Source organism: Gemmatimonadales bacterium, assembly GCA_036500345.1.
Taxonomy (GTDB): Bacteria; Gemmatimonadota; Gemmatimonadetes; order Gemmatimonadales; family GWC2-71-9; genus Palsa-1233.
On record DASYCE010000030.1, the window covers coordinates 1 to 23,065 of the forward strand.

General features: G+C 65.5%; 19 protein-coding genes. 10 read left to right on the plus strand and 9 right to left on the minus strand.

Translation table 11 applies throughout. The features are described from left to right. The first annotated feature begins 195 nt into the window (after window positions 1–195). From VGM20_13090 to VGM20_13100, 3 genes are all read left to right on the plus strand, one after another. Entirely contained in the window at window positions 196–771 is a 576-nt protein-coding gene (locus VGM20_13090; protein ID HEY4101802.1) for a Uma2 family endonuclease, read from the plus strand. Window positions 772–959: 188 nt separating this feature from the next. Continuing rightward, the gene (locus tag VGM20_13095; protein HEY4101803.1) at window positions 960–3,410 is read left to right on the plus strand and encodes an ABC transporter permease; all 2,451 of its coding nucleotides are present in this window, start codon (window positions 960–962) and stop codon (window positions 3,408–3,410) included. Between the two features lie 119 nt (window positions 3,411–3,529). Then, window positions 3,530–3,742, plus strand: coding sequence for a hypothetical protein (locus VGM20_13100; GenBank protein ID HEY4101804.1), 213 nt, complete (start codon window positions 3,530–3,532; stop codon window positions 3,740–3,742). Window positions 3,743–3,899: 157 nt separating this feature from the next. Here VGM20_13100 and VGM20_13105 read toward each other — a convergent pair whose 3' ends face one another. Next, complete coding sequence (locus VGM20_13105) at window positions 3,900–4,541, minus strand: hypothetical protein (protein ID HEY4101805.1); 642 nt, start codon at window positions 4,539–4,541, stop codon at window positions 3,900–3,902. Between the two features lie 306 nt (window positions 4,542–4,847). On the opposite strand from VGM20_13105, the gene VGM20_13110 reads away from it, so the two are divergent. Together VGM20_13110 and VGM20_13115 are read left to right on the plus strand one after the other, a co-directional pair. After that, entirely contained in the window at window positions 4,848–5,618 is a 771-nt protein-coding gene (locus VGM20_13110; protein HEY4101806.1) for a hypothetical protein, read from the plus strand. 92 nt (window positions 5,619–5,710) lie between these two features. Beyond that, window positions 5,711–6,481, plus strand: a complete 771-nt coding sequence (locus tag VGM20_13115) for an N-acetylmuramidase domain-containing protein (GenBank protein ID HEY4101807.1) — start codon at window positions 5,711–5,713, stop codon at window positions 6,479–6,481. On the opposite strand, the gene VGM20_13120 is transcribed toward VGM20_13115, so the two are convergent. Further along, window positions 6,468–6,827 carry a hypothetical protein gene (locus VGM20_13120; protein ID HEY4101808.1) on the minus strand — a complete coding sequence of 120 codons (360 nt, stop codon included), beginning with the start codon at window positions 6,825–6,827 and terminating at the stop codon, window positions 6,468–6,470. The two genes, VGM20_13115 and VGM20_13120, sit on opposite strands and share 14 nt — an antisense overlap. Window positions 6,828–7,008: 181 nt before the next feature. On the opposite strand from VGM20_13120, the gene VGM20_13125 reads away from it, so the two are divergent. The 3 genes from VGM20_13125 (at window position 7,009) to VGM20_13135 (ending at window position 10,525) form a co-directional block, all read left to right on the plus strand. Then, the gene (locus tag VGM20_13125; GenBank protein ID HEY4101809.1) at window positions 7,009–7,359 is read left to right on the plus strand and encodes a PadR family transcriptional regulator; all 351 of its coding nucleotides are present in this window, start codon (window positions 7,009–7,011) and stop codon (window positions 7,357–7,359) included. Window positions 7,360–7,366: 7 nt separating this feature from the next. Next, the gene (locus VGM20_13130; GenBank protein HEY4101810.1) at window positions 7,367–9,958 is read left to right on the plus strand and encodes an ABC transporter permease; all 2,592 of its coding nucleotides are present in this window, start codon (window positions 7,367–7,369) and stop codon (window positions 9,956–9,958) included. A gap of 135 nt (window positions 9,959–10,093) precedes the next feature. After that, window positions 10,094–10,525: a hypothetical protein gene (locus tag VGM20_13135; protein ID HEY4101811.1), complete on the plus strand. Its 432-nt coding sequence runs from the start codon at window positions 10,094–10,096 to the stop codon at window positions 10,523–10,525. Between the two features lie 16 nt (window positions 10,526–10,541). Here VGM20_13135 and VGM20_13140 read toward each other — a convergent pair whose 3' ends face one another. Both VGM20_13140 and VGM20_13145 read right to left on the minus strand, forming a co-directional pair. After that, a complete protein-coding gene (locus tag VGM20_13140; GenBank protein ID HEY4101812.1) occupies window positions 10,542–12,977 on the minus strand; it encodes an ABC transporter permease in 2,436 nt (811 codons plus the stop codon). 608 nt (window positions 12,978–13,585) lie between these two features. Continuing rightward, entirely contained in the window at window positions 13,586–14,128 is a 543-nt protein-coding gene (locus tag VGM20_13145) for a Uma2 family endonuclease (GenBank protein ID HEY4101813.1), read from the minus strand. A 303-nt stretch (window positions 14,129–14,431) separates the two neighbouring features. Between VGM20_13145 and VGM20_13150 the strand changes: the two genes are divergently transcribed. Together VGM20_13150 and VGM20_13155 are read left to right on the plus strand one after the other, a co-directional pair. Next, entirely contained in the window at window positions 14,432–14,962 is a 531-nt protein-coding gene (locus VGM20_13150; protein HEY4101814.1) for a PDC sensor domain-containing protein, read from the plus strand. Between the two features lie 17 nt (window positions 14,963–14,979). Beyond that, entirely contained in the window at window positions 14,980–16,017 is a 1,038-nt protein-coding gene (locus VGM20_13155; protein HEY4101815.1) for a hypothetical protein, read from the plus strand. Window positions 16,018–16,099: 82 nt separating this feature from the next. On the opposite strand, the gene VGM20_13160 is transcribed toward VGM20_13155, so the two are convergent. The 5 genes from VGM20_13160 to VGM20_13180 all read right to left on the minus strand — a co-directional run bounded on the left by VGM20_13160 (window position 16,100) and on the right by VGM20_13180 (window position 22,988). After that, complete coding sequence (locus tag VGM20_13160; GenBank protein ID HEY4101816.1) at window positions 16,100–18,064, minus strand: C1 family peptidase; 1,965 nt, start codon at window positions 18,062–18,064, stop codon at window positions 16,100–16,102. Between the two features lie 10 nt (window positions 18,065–18,074). Beyond that, complete coding sequence (locus tag VGM20_13165; protein HEY4101817.1) at window positions 18,075–19,337, minus strand: hypothetical protein; 1,263 nt, start codon at window positions 19,335–19,337, stop codon at window positions 18,075–18,077. A gap of 160 nt (window positions 19,338–19,497) precedes the next feature. Continuing rightward, window positions 19,498–19,980 (minus strand): hypothetical protein, encoded by a 483-nt coding sequence (locus VGM20_13170; GenBank protein HEY4101818.1) that lies wholly within the window; start codon window positions 19,978–19,980, stop codon window positions 19,498–19,500. 115 nt (window positions 19,981–20,095) lie between these two features. Next, window positions 20,096–22,552 carry a protein kinase gene (locus VGM20_13175; GenBank protein HEY4101819.1) on the minus strand — a complete coding sequence of 819 codons (2,457 nt, stop codon included), beginning with the start codon at window positions 22,550–22,552 and terminating at the stop codon, window positions 20,096–20,098. Between the two features lie 19 nt (window positions 22,553–22,571). Further along, window positions 22,572–22,988 (minus strand): nuclear transport factor 2 family protein, encoded by a 417-nt coding sequence (locus tag VGM20_13180; GenBank protein HEY4101820.1) that lies wholly within the window; start codon window positions 22,986–22,988, stop codon window positions 22,572–22,574. Window positions 22,989–23,065: the final 77 nt, after the last annotated feature.

The window sequence follows — 23,065 nt, forward strand, 5'->3', positions numbered from 1 at the left end:
ATTCCAGCAGCGGCATGGACATAGTATCAGCTCGGCGCGCTCGGGAGGGCAAGGGTGGTACATCCCCTGAAATTCCCGTGTTCACGGTCGCGCAGCTGATCCAATCGATGCAGGGTGGGGACGTTCTTATTCGTGCTCCGCGTAATACGGTACCGGTGCTGGGCGCCCCTTCCGCGCCGAGACGATACTATGGCCATGCCGCACCCCCGACACTTCACCGCTGCCGATCTCGCCACCATGCCCGAAGACGGCAAGCGGTACGAGGTCATCGACGGCGACCTTTTCGTGAGTCCGTGCCCGGGTGGTCGTCACCAGCCGATCGTCATCCGGCTGATCGATGCGCTGGCGCAGTATCTGAAGCCAGGTCGGCGCATGGACGAGCTCCTCGCCGGCCCCGCCGACATCACCTTCGCGGAAGATTCGCTCGTCGAACCCGACGTCCTCGTCGCCGACACCGCCGCGTTCCTCCGTACCGGCGACTGGCGCGACGTCACCACGATGCATCTCGTGGTCGAGATCATCTCGCCGTCGACCGCGCGCACCGATCGTACCCGCAAACTCTCGCTCTATCAGCGCTACGGTGTCCCAACCTACTGGATAGTCGACCCAATCGCTCGGCAGATCGAATCGTGGACGCCGCTGGCAACCTCTGCGGTGGTCCATCGCGACACGATCGAGTGGCGGCATCCGGCGCTCGCCGATTCGCTCACCATCGATCTCGGCAAGCTCTTTACCTTTGACGCGCCAGAATCGCCCCAGGGAGAGAGGTAGCGGAACACAGCAGGCCGACTCAGGCCTGCGTCCGAATCCGGGCCGATTAGTCCCACGACCGGACACCGGTGCCCAGCCGATTCCCACCACCATCACGCGCAAGTCGTTGCTGCATATCGCTATGGCGCCATGGCAATTCCGGCGTGGCGCTTGCCATACCAGCAACTGCCATCAACCGGGACTGCGCCATGGATACCTTCGCCCAGGACGTTCGTTTTGCCCTGCGCCAATTGCTGCGCAGTCCCCTCTTTGCACTGACCGTGTTGGCGACCCTTGCCATCGCCATCGGCAGCGTGACCGCCGTCTTCGGAATCGTCAACGGTGTCTTGCTCAATCCATTGGGCTTTTCGCGGCCCGATCGGCTCGTCTACCTGGAGGGGCTGGACCCGCAAGGCCATCCGATGGATATGTCGCCGCAAGACCTGCTGGACGTCCAGTCGCAGAGCCACAGCTTCACCGCCATCGCGGCCGTGCGCGAGAGCAACAGCCTGACGCTGTCACGCGCCAATGCGCCGGCGGAACGGATCAGCGCCGCACGCGTCGGTGGCTCCTTCTTCAGTATTCTCGGCGTGCGTGCGCAGCAGGGCCGCTTCTTTCAGAACGGAGCAGACCTGAAAGGCGCGCCGCGGGTCGTCGTGCTGTCCGACCCGGCATGGCATCGGGATTTCGGCGGCGACATTCACGTCATCGGCAAGTCCATCGACCTCGACGGGCATCCGTATCAGGTTGTCGGGATCGCCCCGCCGGGATTCACCTTTCCTGGCACCCCGGACGCCTGGTATCCCGCGGCTTGGGACGACTGGGAGGTCGGTGACAACGCGCGCGGGCTCCATGAGATCCATGCGATCGCGCGCCTTGCCGACGGCGTCCCGGTCGCGGCGGCACAGCGCGATCTCGGGATCATCGCCCACCGGATCGCGGCGGAGTGGCCACGGTACGACGCGCGGATTGGCGCGACCGCGACACCGTTGCGAGACGAGATCATCGGTGACGTGGAACGGCCGCTCTGGATCCTGATGGGCGCGGTTGCGCTCGTACTGCTCATCGCGTGCGCCAACATCAGCAATCTGCTGCTGGTCCGCGCAGCCCGCCGCGAATCGGAGATCGCCGTGCGCACCGCCCTGGGAGCCGGGCGCCGGCGGTTGGCACTGCAGTTCATCACCGAAGCATTGGTGCTGGCCATAGGCGGCGCCGCGCTCGGCTTGCTGGTGGCGAGCTGGGCCCTCGCGCTGGTCGTGCGCTTCGGGCCGGCCGATCTGCCACGATTGAGCGAGATTGCGATCGACGGCCGCGTGTTCATCTTCTCGAGCATCATCGCCGTCCTGGTCGGACTCGCGTTCGGAGTGCTGCCGGCGCTCCGTGCGTCGCGGGCTGAAGTCGCGAGCATGATGCGCGCCGGCGCCGGGGGCGTCATTCGCGGCGCGCGCGCGACGCGCTCCGCCATGGTCATCTCCGAGTTCGCGCTCTGCACGGTGCTGCTCGTCGCTGCCGGACTGCTGATCCGCAGCTTCAACCGGCTGATGGCTGTCGATCCGGGCTTCCGCGCGGACCATGTCGTGGTGTTCGACGCCGCGCTGGACGGCCCGAAGTATCAGTACGATCCGGCGACCAACGCGTTTGTCGACGCGATCATTGCACGGCTCGCCGCACTCCCTGGCACCGTCGGGGCGGCCGCGGCGGCCAATCGACCGTTCGACACCGACCCCGGCTTCTCGGCGTCCACCTCGTTCCTCATCGATGGCCAACCAAAGCCGCCAGAAGGACAACGGCCGGAGTCGCGGCTGCTTCCGGTATCACCGGGCTACTTCTCGACGATGGGAATGACGTCAGTCCGCGGCCGCGTGTTCACCGACCCGGACAATCGCGTCAGCGCCCCACCGGTTGTGGTCGTCAATCAGGCGTTGGTCGACCGCTACTTTCCCGGGACCGATCCCATCGGCAAGCACATCACATTCGGCATCTCGCACACGGTGTCCGCCGCGCCTGGCGAGACCGTCCGGGCGCGAGGCGAGATCATCGGCGTTGTGCGGACGGTGCAGCACAGCTCGCTCAGCGCACCCGCGGAACCGGCAACGTACTTTCCCTATGACGTGCTGCCGGCCGGCCCCGCCTTTGTGATCCGGACGAACGCCGATCCCGCGACGGTGGAACGCGAAGCCCGCGCGCAGGTGGCGGCCGTCGATCCGGACGTGGCGGTGTATGGGTTGCAGACGCTGGACAACGCCGTCTCGGCATCGGTCGCCCGCCCGCGCTTCTATGCCCTGGTGTGCACGCTCTTCGCGGCGGCTGCGCTGCTGCTCGCGGTCGTCGGGCTCTACGGCGTGATGGCGTACTCCGTGGCGCAGCGCCGCCGCGAGTTCGGCATTCGAATGGCCCTCGGCGCGACGTCATGGAATGTCATCAGCCTGGTGGTCTGGACCGGCGCACGACTCATCGCCACCGGCCTCGTCCTCGGCCTTGTGGGTCCGGTGCTCGCCACTCGCCTGCTCGTCGGGTTGCTCTTCGGCGCACAGCCACTCGATCCGGCGACCTTCGGATCAGTGGCGATCATCCTGGGCGGCGCAGCCACCTTGGCCTGCTGGCTTCCGGCGCGTCGCGCCGCTCGTGCCGACCCCATCGCCGCGCTGCGGGCGGAGTAATCGGGCGCGGCGCGAGCCATTTTGTGCCATCCGGCGCCGAGGGTACGTTCTATTGTATTGGCTGCCTCAAGCGACGGAGCGGCCAATGCCAGTGACAGCGAGACTTTCGAAGGGCTTGTATGACCAGTTTGCCCGAGCTGAATGACCTCAACTTCGCCCGCTTCGACGCGAAGCTTGAGCAGCGCCTCGCAGAAGTCCGGGCCGAGCTGCGCAACGACCTCGGCGCCCTCGAGACCCGGCTCGAACGCCGCCTCGGCGAACAGTCCCGCTGGCTCGTCGGTATCTGGATTACCGTCATCCTCGCCGCCTCAGCCCTCTGGTTTCGCCGATAGGACCTCGCGGGCACTTTCAATCCAACCGCCTCAGTTGAATTCCGCTTCGCTGTCGTCTATTCCCGCTGCGCGACCTTCTCATGCCCTTTCACGCCCTTCTCATCCCTCGGCGACACCTTCTCATCTCGCATCGCGACCGCCTCATCCCGATGCGCTGTCATCTGCGCGCCGCAACGACGATTGCATGTCGATCAACGTCCTTTGCAAGTCGCTCAACGCTCCTCTCATTTCGCTTCGCGTCCTCTTCACGCCCGTGAAAGCCCTTCTCATCCCCGTTCAACCCTTCTTCATCGGGCCGCAAGCCGATTGAATCGCGATTCGCGCTCGCCTCGTCCTCATGCGCATCGATTGCATGCCTCTTCACGCTCATCGAATCCCGATTCGCGTTGACTTCATTCCTCGTCACGCTCATTGCACGGGCCTTCGCCCCGACTGCATCCCGCTTCACGCTCTCTTCACATCCATTCGCCCCGACTGCATCCGGCCTCACGCTCATCGAATCCCGATTCGCATTGACTTCACGGCGATGCGCCTCGACTTCGTCCGCATTCGCCTGCGATGCATGGCGCTTCACGCTCATTGCATCCCGCTGCGACCCTTCTTCATCTCCATTCGCCCTCACCTCATCCCTCGCAAAGCCGTCTTCATCTCCGTTCGCCCTCATCGCATCCCTCTTCGCCCTCTCTTCACGCCGCTCAAAGCTCACCTCAGATCGATTCGCGCTCTCTTCGATCGCAATCGTGTCATTACGTCGCTCAGCTCGATCCCAATACAGTCCAATGCCCACTTCCAAAACCACTCGCCGTAATCGCTGACAAGCCATCACCCGCGCCCAACCCAAACTCCAATCCCTCCCCAAACCGCTGTACGTACCATTCCGCAACTTGACACTTTGTCCGGATTTAATACAACCACTGTCCGCGGGCCCATCTCCAATATCCGTAACTCTTTGCCAGTCATAGTGATAACGATTTGGCACACCGGATGCGTTCCAACGTGATCCGAGCGCCACGGCCAGTCTGGGTGGCACGCTCTTCCCAAACATCCTGATCCACCATCGGTCCCGGTACCCAGACGCGCCGGTCACCACACCATGGAGTGCTTTATGAACGCAGTAACTCGCAGGCAGCTGTCGATGGCCCGTCGCGCATTGGACTACGCCAATGCCAACCCCATCGACAACGACGGCTTCAAGATCGCCCTGCAGCGACTTGACTCTGCCGTCACCCAGGCCACATCGCTCGGACTGCAGGAAACCGGTGGAAAGACCGGCCAGGACTCCGCCGTCGTCCAGCGGAGAGCGGCGCGCCGGAAGATCCGCGACGAGCTCCTCGTCCGCCTTGCGGCGATCGGCCAGCAGGCAGCCGAGAGCAACCCGCAACTCGTCGGCGTCTTCAAGCTCCCAAGCGTCGTGGCGCCGACCAAGCGCTTCCTCCTCGACGCCCGCAACCTCCTGGCGCAGGGGACCGCCCACGCCGACATCCTCGTCCCGCTGGGCCTCGGTCAGTCGTTCATCACCGACCTTGGCACAGCGCTCGATCAGTTCGAGGCGAGCGGCACCGCGATCGACACCGGGAAGGGACAGCACGTCGGCGCACGGAAGACCTACGGCAGGACGATCGCGCAGTGCCATCGCGCGATCACCGTGCTCGACACCTTTTACCAGGCGAACGACAGCGCTGATTCACCCTCCGCACTCGCCGGCTGGGTCAACGCCCGCACCATCGAGGGTCCGTTCGTCCGGAGCCATACCGCTTCCGTGTCGCCGGCACCGTCACCAGCTCCGACCCCGGTCGTTCCATCGCCGGAGCCGATTCCTGCTCCATCACCTGAACCTGCCGCGATACCGGTGAATCCGACCGGAAAGGCAGCGTAGTGCCCGCTCGACGACGCGAGGGTGAAACGATCCATCCTCGCGTCGCCGCGGTCACTTTCACCGAACGCTCCACCACCCCCAGGGAGACGTCCATGCGATTCCAGGGATCAGGCCGTCCACTCACCCGCGACGGCTTCTACACCGCACTCGGCTCGTTGCGCATCGGGCCCGCCGAACTCTGGGCGGTGCTGACCGCCGAAAGCGGCGGATTCGGATTCACCGCCGACCGCCGGCCGCAACTGCACTTCGATGCAACGCTCTTTCACACGCTCACCGACGGCCAGTGGTCCGCGTCCTCACACGATCTTTGCGAAGGAACTGATGTCACCAACCACGGCAGTGCAGGGGACTACCGCGCGTTCGATGCGGCGCTCGATCTCGACGAGGAGGCCGCCATCGCCAGCGCATCGTGGGGGATCGGCGGCATCGCCGGATTCCACGCCACATCGATCGGATTCAAGAGCCCGTTCACCATGGTCGCGGAGATGATCTCCGCCGAAGATGCCCAGGTTCGCGCACTCACTCGCCGCATCGCGGTCGCCTGTGCCGACGACTTCCTCCGCGACCACGACTGGACAGCGTTCGCGCGCCGGTTCAAGCGACGCGCAGCACGGCACGACGAGTTCGCTGATCGCCTCGAATCGGCGTATCGACGCGCCACGCGCGTCCTCCCTGATCTCACCATTCGCGCCGCGCAGGCCGCCCTCCTCTACGCCGGCTTCGACCCCGGCCCCATCGACGGGATCATAGGACCACGGACCCTTACCGCCCTCAGCGAATACTCCCGAGTCCCGCGCCCGCTCCGCGGATTGTTCGTCGGTGCCGGGACGCTGCTCCGCCAGACCGCGGTCACGAAATCGTGAATGTCTTGACCGGCGACGAAATCGTCACCTCGCCGTCCTCGTTGAAACACGAGAGGATCCAGGTGACGGTGTACTGACCCTTGGCAAAGCCGGTGATGTCGAACGATGCCGTGCTGGCGCTGTAGCTCTGCGAGACGAAGTTGTGATCGGTACCGTTCATGCTGAGTTCCATGATCGGCTGGCCCGCGCCAAACGAGCCGGTGATGTTGACCGCATTGCCCACCTGTGTCGCGGTGGCGACCGAGCCGGTACATCCGCCGGCAACCTTGTCCTCCCCATCACCGCAATTGCTGATCAGGAACGTGAGCGTGGCAAGCAGCGGCAAGGCGACAAATCTGGAACGCATCGAAAGCTCCATCCGGTATGGGTATCTGGGGCAGCTGCGGCGAAACCAGCGCTTCTATTCTACCGTCATTTCAGGCGGACGTAGCGGGCTGCTCCCAACCCGCCCGCGATCGGCACTCCCATCGACAATCGATGGGGCTTGACGCCCCAGTCGCGCTGGTCCATCTTCCCATCGTCTCTCGATGGGAATGACCATGGATCCCGTTCACGCCGCCCCAGATCTTCTCCCCGGCACCCTCGACCTCCTTATCCTGCGGACCCTCATCGCCGGATCCAATCACGGCTATGGCATCGCGGAGCGGGTCCGCCTCCTGTCGGATGACGTCCTGCACGTCGGCGAGAGTTCGCTCTATCCGGCGCTGCAGCGGCTCCTCCTCAACGGTTGGGTCAAGGCCGAGTGGGGAACGTCGGAGAACAACCGGCGGGCCCGCTACTACACGGTGACCGCCGCGGGACGGAAGCAGCTCCACGCCGAACGCGCGGAATTCGACCGAATCGTGCGCGCCATCCAGCTCGTGCTGACCACCGCGTGACCTCCGCATGAGTTCGCTCTTTCGCCGTCTCAAGTACTGGCTCGGCTCCGCCCGGATGAACGCCGATCTTGCGGATGAGCTCGAGGCGCACCACGCGCTCAAACGCGAGGCACTCGAACGCCAGGGACTGTCGCCGAACGACGCCGCTGCCGCGGCGCACCGGGCCCTCGGGAACATCACCCTGGCGCGCGAAGATGCCCGCGGCGTCTGGCTCGCGCCCTGGTTCGAGAGCTGCTGGCAGGATGTGCGCATCGCCTTCAGGGCATTGCGCAAACGCCCCGGCCTCTCGGCACTGATCGTCGTGACGATGGCGCTCGGCATCGGCGTCAACACTGCGGTCTTCTCGCTCCTCGATTCGGCGCTCTTCAGCACGCTCCCGGTGCGTCACCCCGATCAGGTCGTCTTCCTCTCCCAGACTGATTCGGCGGGGGGGGGGCTCGATTTCTCCTGGGCCGAGTTCGAGAGATTGCGCGACGCCAGCCGCTCCTTCGCGACGGTCGTCGCATACGACGGCTCCAGGTTCAGCGCTGTCGTCGATGGCGTGCCGGCGATGATCACCGGCGATTTCGTCTCGAGCGGGTACTTCGAACTCTTCGGCGGACATGCGCTTGAAGGGCGCATCCTGACCCCCGCCGACGATCAACCCGGCGCGCCGCCGGCACTGGTCATCAGTGCGGAATACCGCGCCCGGGCGTTCGGCACTGCCGCCGCAGTCGGTCGGGTGATCACGATCGGTCCGGTGCCGTTCACTGTCGTGGGAGTGATGCCGCCGACATTCCACGGGCGCCGCGTCTCCGGCACGCTCGGCGACGTCACCATTCCGATCGCGTTCCACCCGCAACTTGCGCTGCGGGATCACCAGAGCTTCGGCATCGCAGCCAGACTCAGCCCTTCGGTGACCCTGGCCGCGGCCTCGGCAGAAACCGGAGTGATCCACCGCGCGTTCCTTGCCGATTCGAGCGGCCCGGCATTGTCGCCTGCGGCAATGCATGACATCGCCAGCCGGCAGGTCCGGCTGCGTCCCGGTCTTCACGGCACCGACGGCGCTTTGTCGTCGAGCGGATTGGCGCAGGCACTCGTTGTCGGCGGCATCGTCGCGTTGATTCTCCTCATCGCGTGCATCAACGTCGCGAGTCTCCTGGTCGCTCGTGCGGCCGATCGCCAGAAGGAGATGGCGATCCGGCTCTCGATCGGCGCCGGTCGGAGACGGCTGGTGCGCCAGCTCCTCACCGAGAGCATCCTCCTCGCGGGGACCGGCGGTTTCGTCGGCCTCCTCTGCTCGGCGTCGGCTGCGGGCGTACTCAGGACGATGCTGCCGCTCGACAGCCTGAACTTCACTCCGCTCACGAATCCGGCGTGTCTCATCTTCACTGGACTCCTTGCCGTCGGCACGGGTATCCTCTTCGGCCTGGTGCCGGCAGTTGCCAGCACTCGCGTCAACCTGAGTCCGATTCTTCGCGGCACCGACGCTGGGCAGGGAGGCGGCCGTCAGCTGCACATCGGCGGCGTCCTCGTCGTCGCGCAGATCGCGCTGTCACTGACGCTGCTCGTCGCTGCCGGGCTGCTGGTGCAAAGCCTCCGCCAGCTTCACCGCGCCGAGCCTGGCTTTGACGCTGATCACGTCGTGGCGGCGTACGTCTATCCAGTGTTGCTTGGCGGGTCGCACGCCCGAGAGATGCGCGACTACCAGCAGATGCTCGATCGACTCGCTGCGGTGCCGGGCGTGCGGTCGGCCAGCGTGATGCGATACTGGATCGGATCGACGACCAACCTCGTCGGCCCCGGATTCTTCGCGACGCTCGGCGTGCCGTTCATTCGTGGGCGCGACTTCTCGGCGGCGCTCGACAGTCCTGCATCACAGAAGGTCGCGATCCTCAGCGCGTCGGCTGCGCGCGCCATCTTCGGCAACGATGATCCAATCGGGCGTGTCGTGCCGAGCGGCGATTTCGCCGGCGCGCAGGTGGTTGGCGTGGTCCGGGACATCCGCCACAGCGCGTGGCAGGACCACGGCGACGCGACCGTCTACGCCCCATACCAGCAGGCCGATTCATCGGCCCTTGGCCAGATCCAGCTGATGGTTCGCACCACAGGCGACGCGGCGCGGAGCTTCGCCGCGATGCGCGCGGCGGTACGCAGCGTCGAGCCGGATCTTCCGATCGTGAGCATGCAGACGGTCACCGACATCTTCGGGCAATCGGTGACAGCAGAGAAATCGACCGCGAGGCTGCTGACCTCGTTCGGCGCTCTCGCGCTCCTCCTCGCGCTGGTCGGGTTGTACGGGACGGTCTCGCATTCGGTGGCGCGGCGCACCCGTGAGATCGGCATCCGGATGTCGCTGGGTGCCGCGGCCGCCGATGTCGTGCGATCAATCCTCGGCGAGACGCTCCGCCTCGTCGCCATCGGCGTCGTGGTCGGCATCGGGCTGGCAATGGGCACCAGTCATCTGATCGGCAGCTTCCTCTATCGCACCGCACCGACCGACCCGATCGCACTGGCGAGTGTCATCGTACTGACCGTCGCGGTGGGCCTTCTCGCCGGATCGATTCCGGCATACCGCGCGGCGCGGGTGAGTCCGATGGTGGCCCTCCGTCAGAGCTAGCGGCACGTTATCTCTCCTTGACAGCGGGCCTCGTCGCCACCTGGATTCCCGCGCGGCGGGCGCTCTCGCTCGTTCGCGCGATGCTGATGCGTGTACAATGAACGAATCCAACATCGCGAAGCTGGGGCGACAACAATGAGCGAATTCAACGTTGCGGAGGGAGCGGCGATGACACGGCATGCGCTATTGAAGGGTGGGTCGGTGCTCTCGATCGTCCTCATGACGCTGCACTTTGCCTCCGACACCGCGCGCGCCCAGGCCGGCTCGCCTGAGGCCGGGGGGATGACGATCCTGGCGGTGCCGATCCTGGTGATCTGGCTCTATGGAGCGCTGGTTCTCGACGAGAAGCGTTCCGGGCACGTGATCATGCTGATCGGGTCGTTCCTGGCGATCATGATGCCGGCGATGCACGTGATCGGCCCGAACGGCCCGTTCAGCGGCACGCTCACCAGGGCCGGCGATCCGTACCTCTTCGTCTGGACCCTTCACGCCCTCGGCGTGACGGGGCTGTTCACGTTGATTCTGGCGGTGCAGGGGATGTGGGATTTGCGCCGGCGGCAGCTCTAGACCGGCGCAACATCGTTCACCCGTCGCCCAGCACCCTCATCGGATCCACTCTGGTGGCGCGGCGTACCGGCCGCATGCAGGCGAGTGTACCGCTCCCGAAGAGTGCCGCGATCACCCCGGCGTAGACCGCAGGATCGCGCGGCTCGACGCCGACGAGGACGGCACTCAGCAGCGGCGCGATCAGCGCGGCGAGCACCAGCCCGATTGTTATTCCAACTCCCAATTGCGCGGCGCCCTGTCCGAGAATCAAGCGCATGATGCTGCCGCGCTGTGCGCCGAGGGCGATGCGAATCGCCATTTCGCGGGTGCGCCGTCCGACCGCCATCGACATCACGCCGTACAATCCGACGATCGCCAGAAAGAGCGCGATGAATCCGAAAATCACGAACATCGTTCCGAAGACGCGCACGAACCAGAGCGGCTCTGCGATCGCCGTTGCCAATGACTCCGGCATGTACAGCGGAATGTCGGGGTTCGCAGAGCGAAGGATCTCGCGCGCGGATCGTGTGATCGCCAGCGGATCGCCGGTCGTTCGAACGGTGAGGGCCACATCGCGACTCGGCGCCTGCGCGAACGGTCGAAAGAGAATCGAAGGATGGGGATTTTCCGGATCACCGCCCCAGATGTCCGGAATGACGCCGACGATGGTGACCGTCGTGAGCTTCGCCGGCGCACCGGCGTCGGCATCCGGCGAACCAACGTCGATCCGCAAACCGATCGGGTCACGACCGCCGAGGAACTTCTTGACGAAGCGCCGGGTGACGACGGCGACGGGCGGCGCCCCCGCACGATCGGCGTCAGTGAACAGGCGTCCCTCGGCGACTGGTATTCCGAGCGTCGCAAAGAAGGAGAGATCAACCGACGCCGTGTTGACGATCGGGCGGTCGGAAGGATGCGCATAGGTAATGCGGTCGATCCCGATCGGTACACCCGCAAGCCCGAGCGATGCGCCCGGGAGCCCTGAGCTGATCGATAGGCCGCGTACGTTCGGGAGGCCGCTGAGTTCCTGCCGCAGCCGCTGCAGCGTCGATGATTCGCGAGCGGTATCGGCACCAGCGGGAAACGACATCGCGGCGGTGAAGACGTCACGGGTCGCAAATCCCGGATCCATCGAGCGGATCTTCGTCACGCTTTCGATCATCAAGCCGGCGAGGACCAGCAACATGCACGACATCGCCGTCTCGAGGATCACGAGCCCCCGGCTCAGGCGTCCCACGCGCCAGCTCGACGCGCCGCGCGAATCGTCTTTCAGCACCTCGGCAATGTCGACGCGCGAGGCGCGAAGCGCCGGGAGAACGCCCGCAGTGAGCGCCGAGATCACGCCCATCGCCGCCGCGAAGAGCAGCACCGGCACGAAAAGCTCGACGTGAACGAACGATGGGAAGCCGGTATTCACGGTGGCACGATCGAATACCGCGACGCCGACGCTCGCGATGCCGATGCCGAGTGCCACGCCGCCGAGCGACAGCAACGCCGCTTCGATAAGCAATCCACGGAGTACCACGCCCCGGGAAGCGCCCAGGGCGCTCTTGAGCGCGGTCTCCCTGCGCCGGAATGCGGCTCGATGCGACAGGAGGTTCATCACATTTGCGCAGGCAATGAGCAGCACGCAGAAGACCGCGCCCAGCATCGTGAGGAGGAGGCGTCGCGGTCCCGGCCCGATCGACCAGTCGGTGAACGTTCCCGCAGTCGCCTCAAATCCCTTGTCGCTCTCCGGATATGCGGCGGCGAGTCGCCGGGCGATCGTTGCAACATCGGCCGATGCCGCTTCGCGACCAATCCCCGGGCGCAGCGCTCCAATCGTGGTCACATACTCGCCCTGCCCGCGAACGCTTGCAGCCGGATCGTCCTGCAGCGGGAGCCAGAGTCCTTCTGAGGCGGGGAATCCGAAGCCGTCGGGCATCACGCCGACGACGGTGTAGACCAGGCCGTCGACCCGGATCGGAGCACCGATGATGTCCCTGCGGCTGGCGTATCGATCGCGCCACGATCGATAGCTCAGCACCGCGACACGCGCTCCGCTCGGCCGCGTCTCCGTTTCGGAAAAGCCGCGGCCGAGCATCGGCTGCACACCAAGAATCGAAAACACGTCGGCGGTGACCCACGTCGCGTCGATCCGATCGGCACGCTCGGCGTCGCTCAGATTCACGGTACCCTCGGAGTATCCCCCGAGTGCCGTGAAGGATTGTTGTTGCGCGCGATGGTCGTAGAAATCCTGGATCGGCAACGCCTGTCGTCTGATGCCGCGGTCGGCGTTGTTGCGATAGACGATCGCGATCCTGGCGCCGTTCGGGTAGGGGAGTCCGCGCACCAGGACGCCATAGACGATGCTGAACATCGTCGTGGTGAGACCGACGCCGAGACCGAGCGCCATGATGGCGATGGCAGTCTCCCAGAATGACTTGCGCAGCCTGCGCACGCCGTATCGGATGTCCGCGACGATGGTGTTCACATGTTGGTCCGGATGGAGAAGAAGAGTCCTGCGTCGCGGAGACGTACGGTCGCGATTGGTCGGGTGTTTCGGCTGTTGGGGACGAGTGTTGTTGCGTTGGCGCCGTCGCAGGGGTGGAACGTCTTTCGACTGCGGCTATTCCCCGTACATCTCCATCAACAGGCGCCGGAGCGCCGCAGCCTCGACGGCCGTCAGCGCTCCGATCTTACGACCAATGCGAGCCTTGCTCACCGTCCGGATCTGGTCCCTCGCCGATACTGTGCCTTGGGTTCGGCAACGCGTTTGAGATCAGACCAGGGTGCGGCTGCAAGCCCGTCGGCGTCCGCGGCACTCCACTCACTCCAATCTTCCGTTGCTGCAGCCATCTCGCGCGCAGTGTCCTCCCACGACAGCTTCACCGGTGTGTGGCGTGCGGGGCGGAGCAGGATTCCATCTGCACGTTCCTCCATGACGACCTCCGTACCAATGTGATACCGCCTGAGCGTGGCGGCGGGCAATCGTACGCCGCGGGAATTGCCGATTCGTGCAACCGTGAGCGGAGTGGCCATGTAATAGCTGTAATTACGCCGTCGAAGCTCGTCAAATTCGGTGCCGCAACAGAGGTCGCGTCACTCGCTGAACACTTCTGGCAGTTCGATCGTGCAGCTCGCCTCGATCAACGGATGCTTCCACAGCAGCCGCTCGCGTTCGATCACCGGGAACGTTGCGTCCGGGGTCCACACTTCAATCGCACGCTTTTCGATGTCGACGACCCAGTAGGCGGGGACTCTTTGCTCCTGATAGAGCCGCCGCTTGGTGAATCGATCGGCGCGGACGCTCGATGGACTCAATATCTCCACTGCCAGGCGGAGGTGTGTGATATCCGACCAGCGCCAGGTCTCGCGGAATCGGTCGAGATCGGCGACGAAGAGATCGGGCTGAAGCAATGTGTCAGGGCCGAACGAGATGTCGGCTGGAGCAGCAAGGATCTCCTTGACTCCGTGCTCCAGCAGATACGGATCAAGTATCCGGCGCAGCTGCTCGAGGGCCCACTGATGCCGCCCACCCGGAGCGGGCGTCACCAGCAGTTCGCCGTGGACCGTCTCGTAGCGATTGCCGTCGTCGGGCAGCGCGCGCACGTCGTCGGCCGTGAAATAGTGCGGGAGCGGCATCGCCATAGTATCGTCTCGGCGCAACAGAGAGGACAAGGGGACATTGCGCGTGAACGATCGCGCTGTATCCGGGTACCGCGTGATCAATTCAACGCTGAGCGGGGCTTGTCTGCGCGTTCCTCATAACCGATCACTCAACACGCGCGGTACTCATTTACGCAAAATCGCCGGACGCTTCCGGCCCGACTGCCCCGGATCGGTCTTTCGGATTCATCCTCCCGTAAGTCTCCCTGCCGTACCTTCTCCTCCAGTCCATCGACCGGCAGGTCGCCACCGACCGCCCACAGCTCACCGGAGGATTCCATGCCGACCCTACGCCTCAAAGCCTCGTTCGCTGCGATCACCGCAGCAGCGGCTCTCTCGCTCGCTCTAGCCACCACCGCGATGGCCCAATCAGCCTCCAAGCCGGCGGCCAAGCCCGCGATGTCCAAGCCCGCCGCCAAGGCTCCCGCCGCGAAATCGTTCGCCCAGCGCCTCGTCGAATCGACCCAGGCGAAGCACCCCGAAGCCGACGAGATCGGCATCTCGGCCACCACCGCCAAGGGATGCATCGGGATCGCGTCGACCGACAAGAGCGACATCGGCGAGAAGTGCGAAGCCGATGACGTCAAGCCGATGCAGACCGGCAAGCCGTACGTCGAGAAGGAAAAGGACGGCATGGACGTCTCGGTCCCGCTCCACGACGCCACTGGCAAGACCGTCGGCGTACTCGGTATCGGCTTCAAGGCAGCACCCGGCCAGACCGAAGCGTCCGTGACGGCGATGGCGACGAAGATCGCCGCCGAACTCGCGCCGCAGATCCCGTCGAAGGCGAAACTGCTCGCCGCCAACTAGTCTCGCCGGAGAAGATGATGTCGACTATGTCTCGATTCATTGCCGTGGCGGTCGTCCTCGCCGCGCCCACGCTGACCGCTCCGATCGGTGCACAGGCGCCGGGTTACCGCATCGTCGCCACCTATCCGCTCGGCGGCACCGGAAGCTGGGATTATCTCGCCTTCGACGGGCGCGGCGGCCGCGTCTTCATCGCGCGACAGACGCGCCAGATGGTGGTCGACGCAAAGACCGGCAAGCTCCTCGGTGAGGTGACCGGCATCAACGGCGCGCACGGCGTGGCGTTCGACTACGCCAGCGGCCACGGCTTTGCCACCTCGGGCGCTGATTCGTCGGTGGTGATCTTCGACCTCAAGACGCTCCAGGTGCTCGGCCGCGTCCACGCCGCCGAAGACGCCGACGGGATCCTCTTCGACCCGGCGTCGAAGCGGGTCTTCACCATGAACGGCGACGCCCATTCGTCATCAGTGATCGACCCCGCCACCGGCAAGAACATCGGCACGGTGGCTCTCGGCGGTAAACCCGAGTTCGGCGCGTCAGCCGGGAACGGGATGGTCTACGCCAACCTCACCGACAACGCAGAAGTGGTGGAATTCGACGCGAGGACGATGAAGGTGACACGCCGCTGGCCGGTGGCGCCGTGCGCATCGTCGACTGGAATGTCGATCGACGTGGCGCATCACCGGCTCTTCTCGGTCTGCCGCAACAAGTATCTGGCGATCTCGGATTACGCTGCCGGGAAGCTCGTCACCACCGTCCCGATCGGCTCAGGCGTCGATGCATCCGTCTTCGATCCCGCCACGCAACTGATCTTTGCATCGAACAACGACGGGACGATGACCGTCGTGCATGAGGATTCGCCCGACAAGTACACCGTCGTCGAGACCGTCACCACCGGCGGCGGCGCCAAGACGATGACCCTTGATCCGGCGACGCACCGCGTCTTCCTTGGCGCCGCGACCTTTGGCGCGATCGACACGGCGACCGCCGCCGGACGTCGCGGCCGCGCGCCGATGGTAGCAGGGACATTCAAGTTGCTGGTGCTCGACAGGAAGTAGGCAGTACCGGGATCGGCAACGCCAAAGGGGGCCGCGGATTCTCGTGGCCCCTTTTGCAGTACTCCCTCCGCCGCCGACCCTGTTACGGCGCTGCTGCCAACTCCTTCCGCAGATCCCGCCGACCCGCCGCCGACCGGACAAACCGCGTCTCCACCGTCGCGGTCGATGTTCCGATGATCCGCCGCAACGTCGCTTTCACCGTCGCTTCGTCATCATCGAAGTCGCCATGGTGCTCCGCCCGGGATGCCCCCACTGTCCCGATCGCCGCATCATTGGGCGCTACCACCCAGTCAAACCGGTACTTGCCTCTCCTCGACTTCAATAGCGAAGAGGGCGCCACAAACTTCGTCATCCCGAGCAGCGGCTCACCGTCCGGATGGATGATCGGGATCCGCGCCGTCGCCTCGAAGGCATTCGACACCAGGTAGAGCAGCGACTTGTTGTAGATGTGCCCGCAGTTGTCGTCCTGCTCGGCCTTGTCGCTCAAGGTGTAGATCGCGAAGTTCGCGACCTTCCCGCTCACAATCGCCGGATCATACGTCGTCCCGTACAGCGCCATCGTGATCGCCGGTGCCCAGAGGGTGCATGTCTTGATCGTGACATCATCCGCCAGCCGTCCCACCAGCGGCGCGAGCAGAATCGACCCCGCCGAGTGCGCCGCCATATGCACTTCGACCCCGTTGCGCGCCAGGTCGCTCACATACTGCGCCACGAGTGCACCACCCCGGGTGTGTGCCGGATCGGGGCTTGGATCGGCGTCGGACGCCGCGATCGCGTTCTTCTTCATTTCATCCCAGAGGAGCTTTCCGCCGAGATGTCGCGCCACCGGTTCCAGGAAATCATCGGTCCGGTCGAGCATGAAATCGGTCGCACTCTGGAGAATCCCCTCGGTCTTGCGGGTCCCGAGTGCGTCCTCGATCACATTGGTGATCGTCGACCAGAGGTCGGTCTTCCAGATGAACGCCAGCGGATAGACCTCCGACGCCAGGAGGCTCGCGCGCCAATCGGCGATTCGCTGCAGTGCCGCGTCTTCCGACACCAGGCCGCCATGGGCGTAGAGGAGAATCCGCCGCTTCGACCACTTCGCCGTGATCCGCGCGAAGTCGTTGGTGAAGATCTCCTTCACGTCATCGGGTGTCGTGCCGAACGGACCACTGTTCCGCAGTTCACCATTATCGCCCAGGGCGATGACGTGTGGTCGCAGGTCTGCATTGCTGGCGACCTGGTGGGAACCGGCGAGGTCGGATCGCGACGCCGCTTTCCCCTGCGCCGTGACGAGGCGCACCGGTGCCGCGAGCCGGGCGACCCACGTGTCGGTGGCGTTGGCGAGCCAGTCGTCGTAGCTGATCCGGGCGAATCCGTGAAATCCCCAGTCGGCGGACCATGAGTTCTGGATCCAGAATCCGAATTCATCGTACGCCACAATTGCGAACGCATGTCCGCCTTCGTCATCGCTGTCGGGAGTGTAGGGAATCAACCCATCGGCCTTGACGGTGTCCCATCCGGCGTGCGTATTCCCGGTCGCATAGAGCACGCCGACCTCGGCGATCGCCGAATGCATTGCCACCAGGTCGCCGTGATTGACCCGCAGGTACGCGCCGAGGGGGCGGCCCTGCGCGTCGGCGGCGCGGGCGTGGCTGTACGAACCAGTCTTGCCTGCGTGTGGCCAGAGCGCGTCTGAACAGACGCCGTGCTTCAACCACCCCTTCATCGCCCCGCGCGCCGATGAGCCGTTATCTGCCGTCCCCGGATACTCGTCATACCGCCGCGCCATGTAGTACAGCATCCGTGGCGATACCGGCGTGTCGTCCGGCACGGTGCGCCGACTGCGCAGGAGATAGTTCGCCACCGTCGCGAGTCCAAAGCCGGTGCAGGCGCCTTGCGTGCCCTGATCGAGAATCGGTACCCGGGCCTGGCGGTACGATTGCAGCGTGATCTTCGTCGGCACTTCGACCAGCGTCGGTTGATACATCCGGTCGCGGAAGTCGACCGTGTCGGGGCGCGCATCGAGAATGCGACTGCCCAGGCGGATGCGGCGTGTTGTCATGAACCCTCCATCATGTGGTTGGCACCTTCAGCCCAGCCATTCCGCCGAATGCCGCAAAGGCAAAGACCGCCGCCTCGTTCACGAGCGGAACTTTCCCGACGCCCGGGACAAGGGCGATTCCCAGCGCGACGTAGATCGCCGTCGCCAGCACCGCACCCAGCGCTCCCGCTGCAATCATCTTCGCCCGCGACGCGGTGGCAGTGGTCGCACCATCCGAGGAGGTCCGTTTCGCCCTGGTCTGTGCGTACACTGAGCCGAGAATCGCGCCGAGGAGTGCGGCGAGCGCGAAACGAACCGGCGGCACGAAACGGATCGTCGCCTCCGCGGTTCCGTATTGATTGGAGCGCGCTCGAACGGTGACGGGGCCGAGGGCGCCTGCCGATTGCAGCGTGACGATGCCGCCACTCGGGCCGACGGTCAGCGTTCGCGCGCTGAGGTTGCCACGGTCGGAGCCGATCATCAGCTCGATCGAGTCCTTCGCATTCGTTCCCCGGGTGCCGATCACCAGCGTCGCCGTCTCGATCCCGTATCCCTCGATCGATGTTGGCGGCGTCTCGAACGCCAGTGCCGGCGCGACGCGTATCCACACCGATGTTCCGGGCGGATTGGACCCCGGCATGATCTCGACCATCAGCGAATCGTGGGGATTCTTCGCCACGACGCGCACCGGGAGCATCTCGCCGACATCATGGAAGGTCAGTGATCGTGGCGAGATCAGGTCGGGGTCCCCGCCGAATGCCACCGCGACCGAATCCTCCAGCCCCGTGGCATCGGTCGTGTCGAGCCGCTGGATGCCGACCAGGAAGACTCCTTCGAAGTCATTGGAGTCTGCCACGAATTGCAGCTGGCCTTCAGGGAGATAGACAGGTACGAACTCGGATGCCCTTCCCCGGGCATCGGCCGCCAGCACGTGCAGCGGCAGCGCAAACACCGAATCGAGTCCGTCCGAGGCTGGTCTGCGGCCGCCATGGGCCGCGGCACTCGACATCATGGTCAGGAACGTCGGCTTCGTTCCGGTGCGAGCCACCAGCACTTCGCCGCGGTTCAACGTCACCGTCGGCGCGGTCGTCTTGCCGGTGTCGGCAGGAGGCGGGACCGGTACCGCGGCAAGGGGAACACGGGTGCCCGCGCCGGCCACCTTCACTACCGCGCCGCGATCGAGCGCGGCGCGCATCGCCGGCGACATTGCGGCGCGCGACACCGGTCGCGCCTGCGCAGCGGCGGAGTGCAAGGGTGTCGCGGCGAGACTCACCGCCATCAGCAGTCTTCGCATAAACTCACTCTGTCATGGACTGAAGGGGACGTCGGTTCACCCGGATCGGGGTTCCGCGACTGATGTACCTCCGAGTGCAGAATTGCGCCACTAGGGGATTCCTGGGGGTTCCTGGCGCGATCACCATACCTTGCGGCGCACGGCCCGCAGCGGCAGCTACTCACCGCGCCAGTTGCTGGATCATCCTGCGCACGTCGTCAGCGAGCGCGGCGGCGACATTCAGCATCAGCGGTGCGGTGGAAGAGGTTGACGTGTAGGTCATCCCCCCTCCCGATGACTCGGAAGTCGACCACCCGCTCGACGATTCGGTGACCGATTGATGAAGGCCTCGCCGGTCACCGCCGAGGACGGTGAGCGACACGTCGGCGCTGAGCGTGACCGTCGTCCTCGATCTGGTCGGCGCGCACGTGCGCGTCGCCCCACCGGTGCAGGGAGCATTGGCGTAGTCGCTGGTGGATGACGCTACTTCCTGCATTTCGATCAGGACAGTGGCGGCGCTGTCCGCGGGCGACAATGCGGAGTCACGCGGCGTCAGCGCAACGCCATGCTTTGGAAGTGTGGACCGGAGCGCCCGGCGAATTTCATCGACGTCCCGGCCGGCCATTGCGCCGAGGATGACGCGATTGAGTGGTCGATTGCTCACCGGAGACGGGTCAGCGTACCTGATTGGATGACTGCAGGCGGCGAGGAGGAGCAATGCGGCCCCTCGACTACGCACCCTGCGGGTGCTTCGCTCGGGATGACAGACGGTGGGCATCCTATCGTTGCTCCGCTGGGGGTGACAATCGCGACCGTGTCAGCAGCACCTTGAACCGCGGATCGCCGCGCAGTGGATCGAGCTCCGGTGCCAGGGTGAACAGGAGATTGAGTCCTCCGGTGACGTGCTCATTTGCGCCGAGCCAAGCCAATGCGGTATCCCGGCTCGCCGCGTCCGGGAGATTGGCGTAGATCATCCCGATCAGCGCCGGCGTGACGTACCGCGTGCGGGATACCGCCTCGAGGTCGTGCGCCACACGCAGTGCACTGTCGCGCAATCCCATCCGCGCGTAGGTCACTCCGAGTCCGAAGAGCGGCTTGGTGGCGATCCGTTGAGCTTCGCGATAGCGGGCCACTGCATGCGCGTAGTCGCCGAGTTCACGGTAGCTCGCCGCATCGACCACGTCCCAGTACACCAGGTCGGGGGAGAGTTCCTGGGCCCGCTGCGCTTCGGTGATCGCTTCGCGGTAGCGGCGGCCCTCATAGAGCCCACCAGCGCGAATGAACGATGCGAATCCCGAGAGGGGATCGAGTGCAATCGCCCGGTCGGCCTGCGCCACCGCGGCATCCGGCCGATCGAAGAAGAGGAGATTGGCGTAGAGCTCGCGCACCTCGGCCGAATTCGAGTCCAGCGCCACCGCCCGATCGAGCTCGCGGTACGCCGCGGTGAGATCACCGTTGGTAAAGCCTGTGGCGATGCCGAGAATGGCATGTGCCACTGCCGAGTTGCTGTCGAGTGCCACGGCGCGTCGCGCCATCTGGAAGTATCTGTCATAGGAACTGTCGGGCGGGAGGTATTCGTCCGCGAGATATCCCCACGCAACCGAACTGCCGGCATACGCCGCGGCGAAGGTCGGATCGAGCGCAATGGCGGTGTCGAAGTGGGCCAGCGCGCGCCGGAGATCACGCTCGTCGAGCTGATATGCCTCATGCTGTCCGATCAGGTACTGGGCATACGCCCTGGGGTTCGCGGTACGCCCTGCGGCGCGGGTCGCTGGCGCGGCGGTGAGCCGGAGTCGCAGCGCCGAGACGATCGCATTGCGGATCGAATCCTGCTCGGCGTAGAGATCGCGGAGTTCCAGGTCTGCTGTCGTACCCCAGATCTGATGTCCGTCGACGGCGTCATCGAGTTCTGCCACGAGGTGAAACCGCAAGCCGGCGCTGGTCAGCGCACCCTGCAGCACGGCGTCGACGCCCGCGATCCGCTTGCGGACGTTGCGCGGATCGGCGGAGGCGCCGAACGCCAGCGAGGATACCCGTCCGACGACGGTGACTCCCGGCACCAGATCGAGCGCGTTGCGGACGCCGTCGCTGATGCCGTCGGCGAACGGCGTGTTGACGGTGTCGCCTTTCACATCGATCGGCAGCACCGCAATGGTGTGCCTGCCGGCCGTCGGTGGCACTCGTGACGACTGGGCGAATCGCCACCCGGCGCCGCCGGCGGCGAGGATGATGACCGCCGCTGCCCACCACCACCGCTGCCGCGTCGCGGTCAGGCGAGCGTTTACCGGGAGCCCCGAGCGCCGGTCGGCCGGCGCGACGCCGGTCGGCGGCGTGACGCATGCCTCGAGGGCAGCGTGGAGTTCACTGGCACTCTGGAAGCGGTCGGCTGGGCGTTTCTCCAGGCATCGCATCACGATGGCATCGATGGCCGGTGCGATTGACGGGCGGTGTTGGCTCGCAGGAGCAGGCGTTGCCGTGATGTGCGCCGCGAGCATCTGTTGCGGTGTCGTCGCGACGAACGGTGGTTGCCCGGTGAGCATTTCGTAGAGCATCACCCCCACGGAATAGATGTCGCTGCGATGGTCGACGTGCGGATCGGCGGCGGCCTGTTCCGGCGACATGTAGGCCGGCGTGCCGACGGCGACGCCGAGCGTCGTGAGGTCGCTCGACCGCGCTGCGATCCCGGGACGATGCACGCCGCTGGCAGCGGCGTTGATCGCCTTCGCGACGCCGAAATCCGTGACCAGTGCGTGCCGCCCGGACAGCATCACGTTGTCCGGTTTGATGTCGCGGTGCACCACGCCGTTCGCATGCGCTGCGGCGAGCGCGTCAACCACGTCGCCAATCAACCGCAGCGCATCGTGCACCGGGAGTTCGGTTTCGCGCGCCAGACGCTGCCGCAGCGAGTCGCCGTTGATGTACGGCATGACGAAGAAGAGCTGGCCGGGTCCCACGTCCGCGGCTGCGCTCTGGTCGGCACGATTCTCACTGGTCGAGCCGGAATCGAGCAACGGGAGGATGTGCGGATGCTGCAGCTGTGCCGCGATCCTGATTTCGCGAAGGAAACGTTCCGCACCGAGCGATGCGGAGAGGTCGGCTCGGAGCACCTTGATCGCGACATCCCGTTCGTGGCGAATGTCCCGCGCAAGGTAGACCGTGGCCATGCCGCCTTGGCCGAGCTCGCGCTCGATGAGGTAGCGGCCGGCAAGGGTCTGGCGAAGCGAATCGAGCGTCATCGCGGTGCCCGATGGCGGATCACTTGCCCGGCACACTGGCGCCGGGGTGAGTCGAATCATCCACCGACACGTCGGTCAGCACCTTCCACTGTCCGCCCTGTCGCTGCCATGTGACCTGGTAGCGCCCCCACACCTGCTGCGGAGGTTGACCGTTCGGCGCCACCACCTCGTATTGCGTGCCCACCTCGGTCACCATCCCGCCGCGTCCGACCACGAGAATCGGCTGCAGCTCGAAGGTGGTGACTTTCGCCGCCACCAGCGCCGTCTGCAGAAACGCGAGCAGTGCCGCGTGGCCTCGCAGTGTCGCGGAGCCCGTTCCCGCGAAGACCGCGCTGTCGGCGTATCCGGCGACCACGGCGGTGGCGTCGCCCGCAAGCAGATACCGGGTCATGTCGGCGCGTGCCTGACCGATCCCGGCGGTGTCGGCGGCGGTCATCGTCTCCGATGTTGGGCCTGCGACCGGTTGGCGGCAGGAGCCAAGCGCTGTCGCGGCAATGAAAACGATTGTGGCAC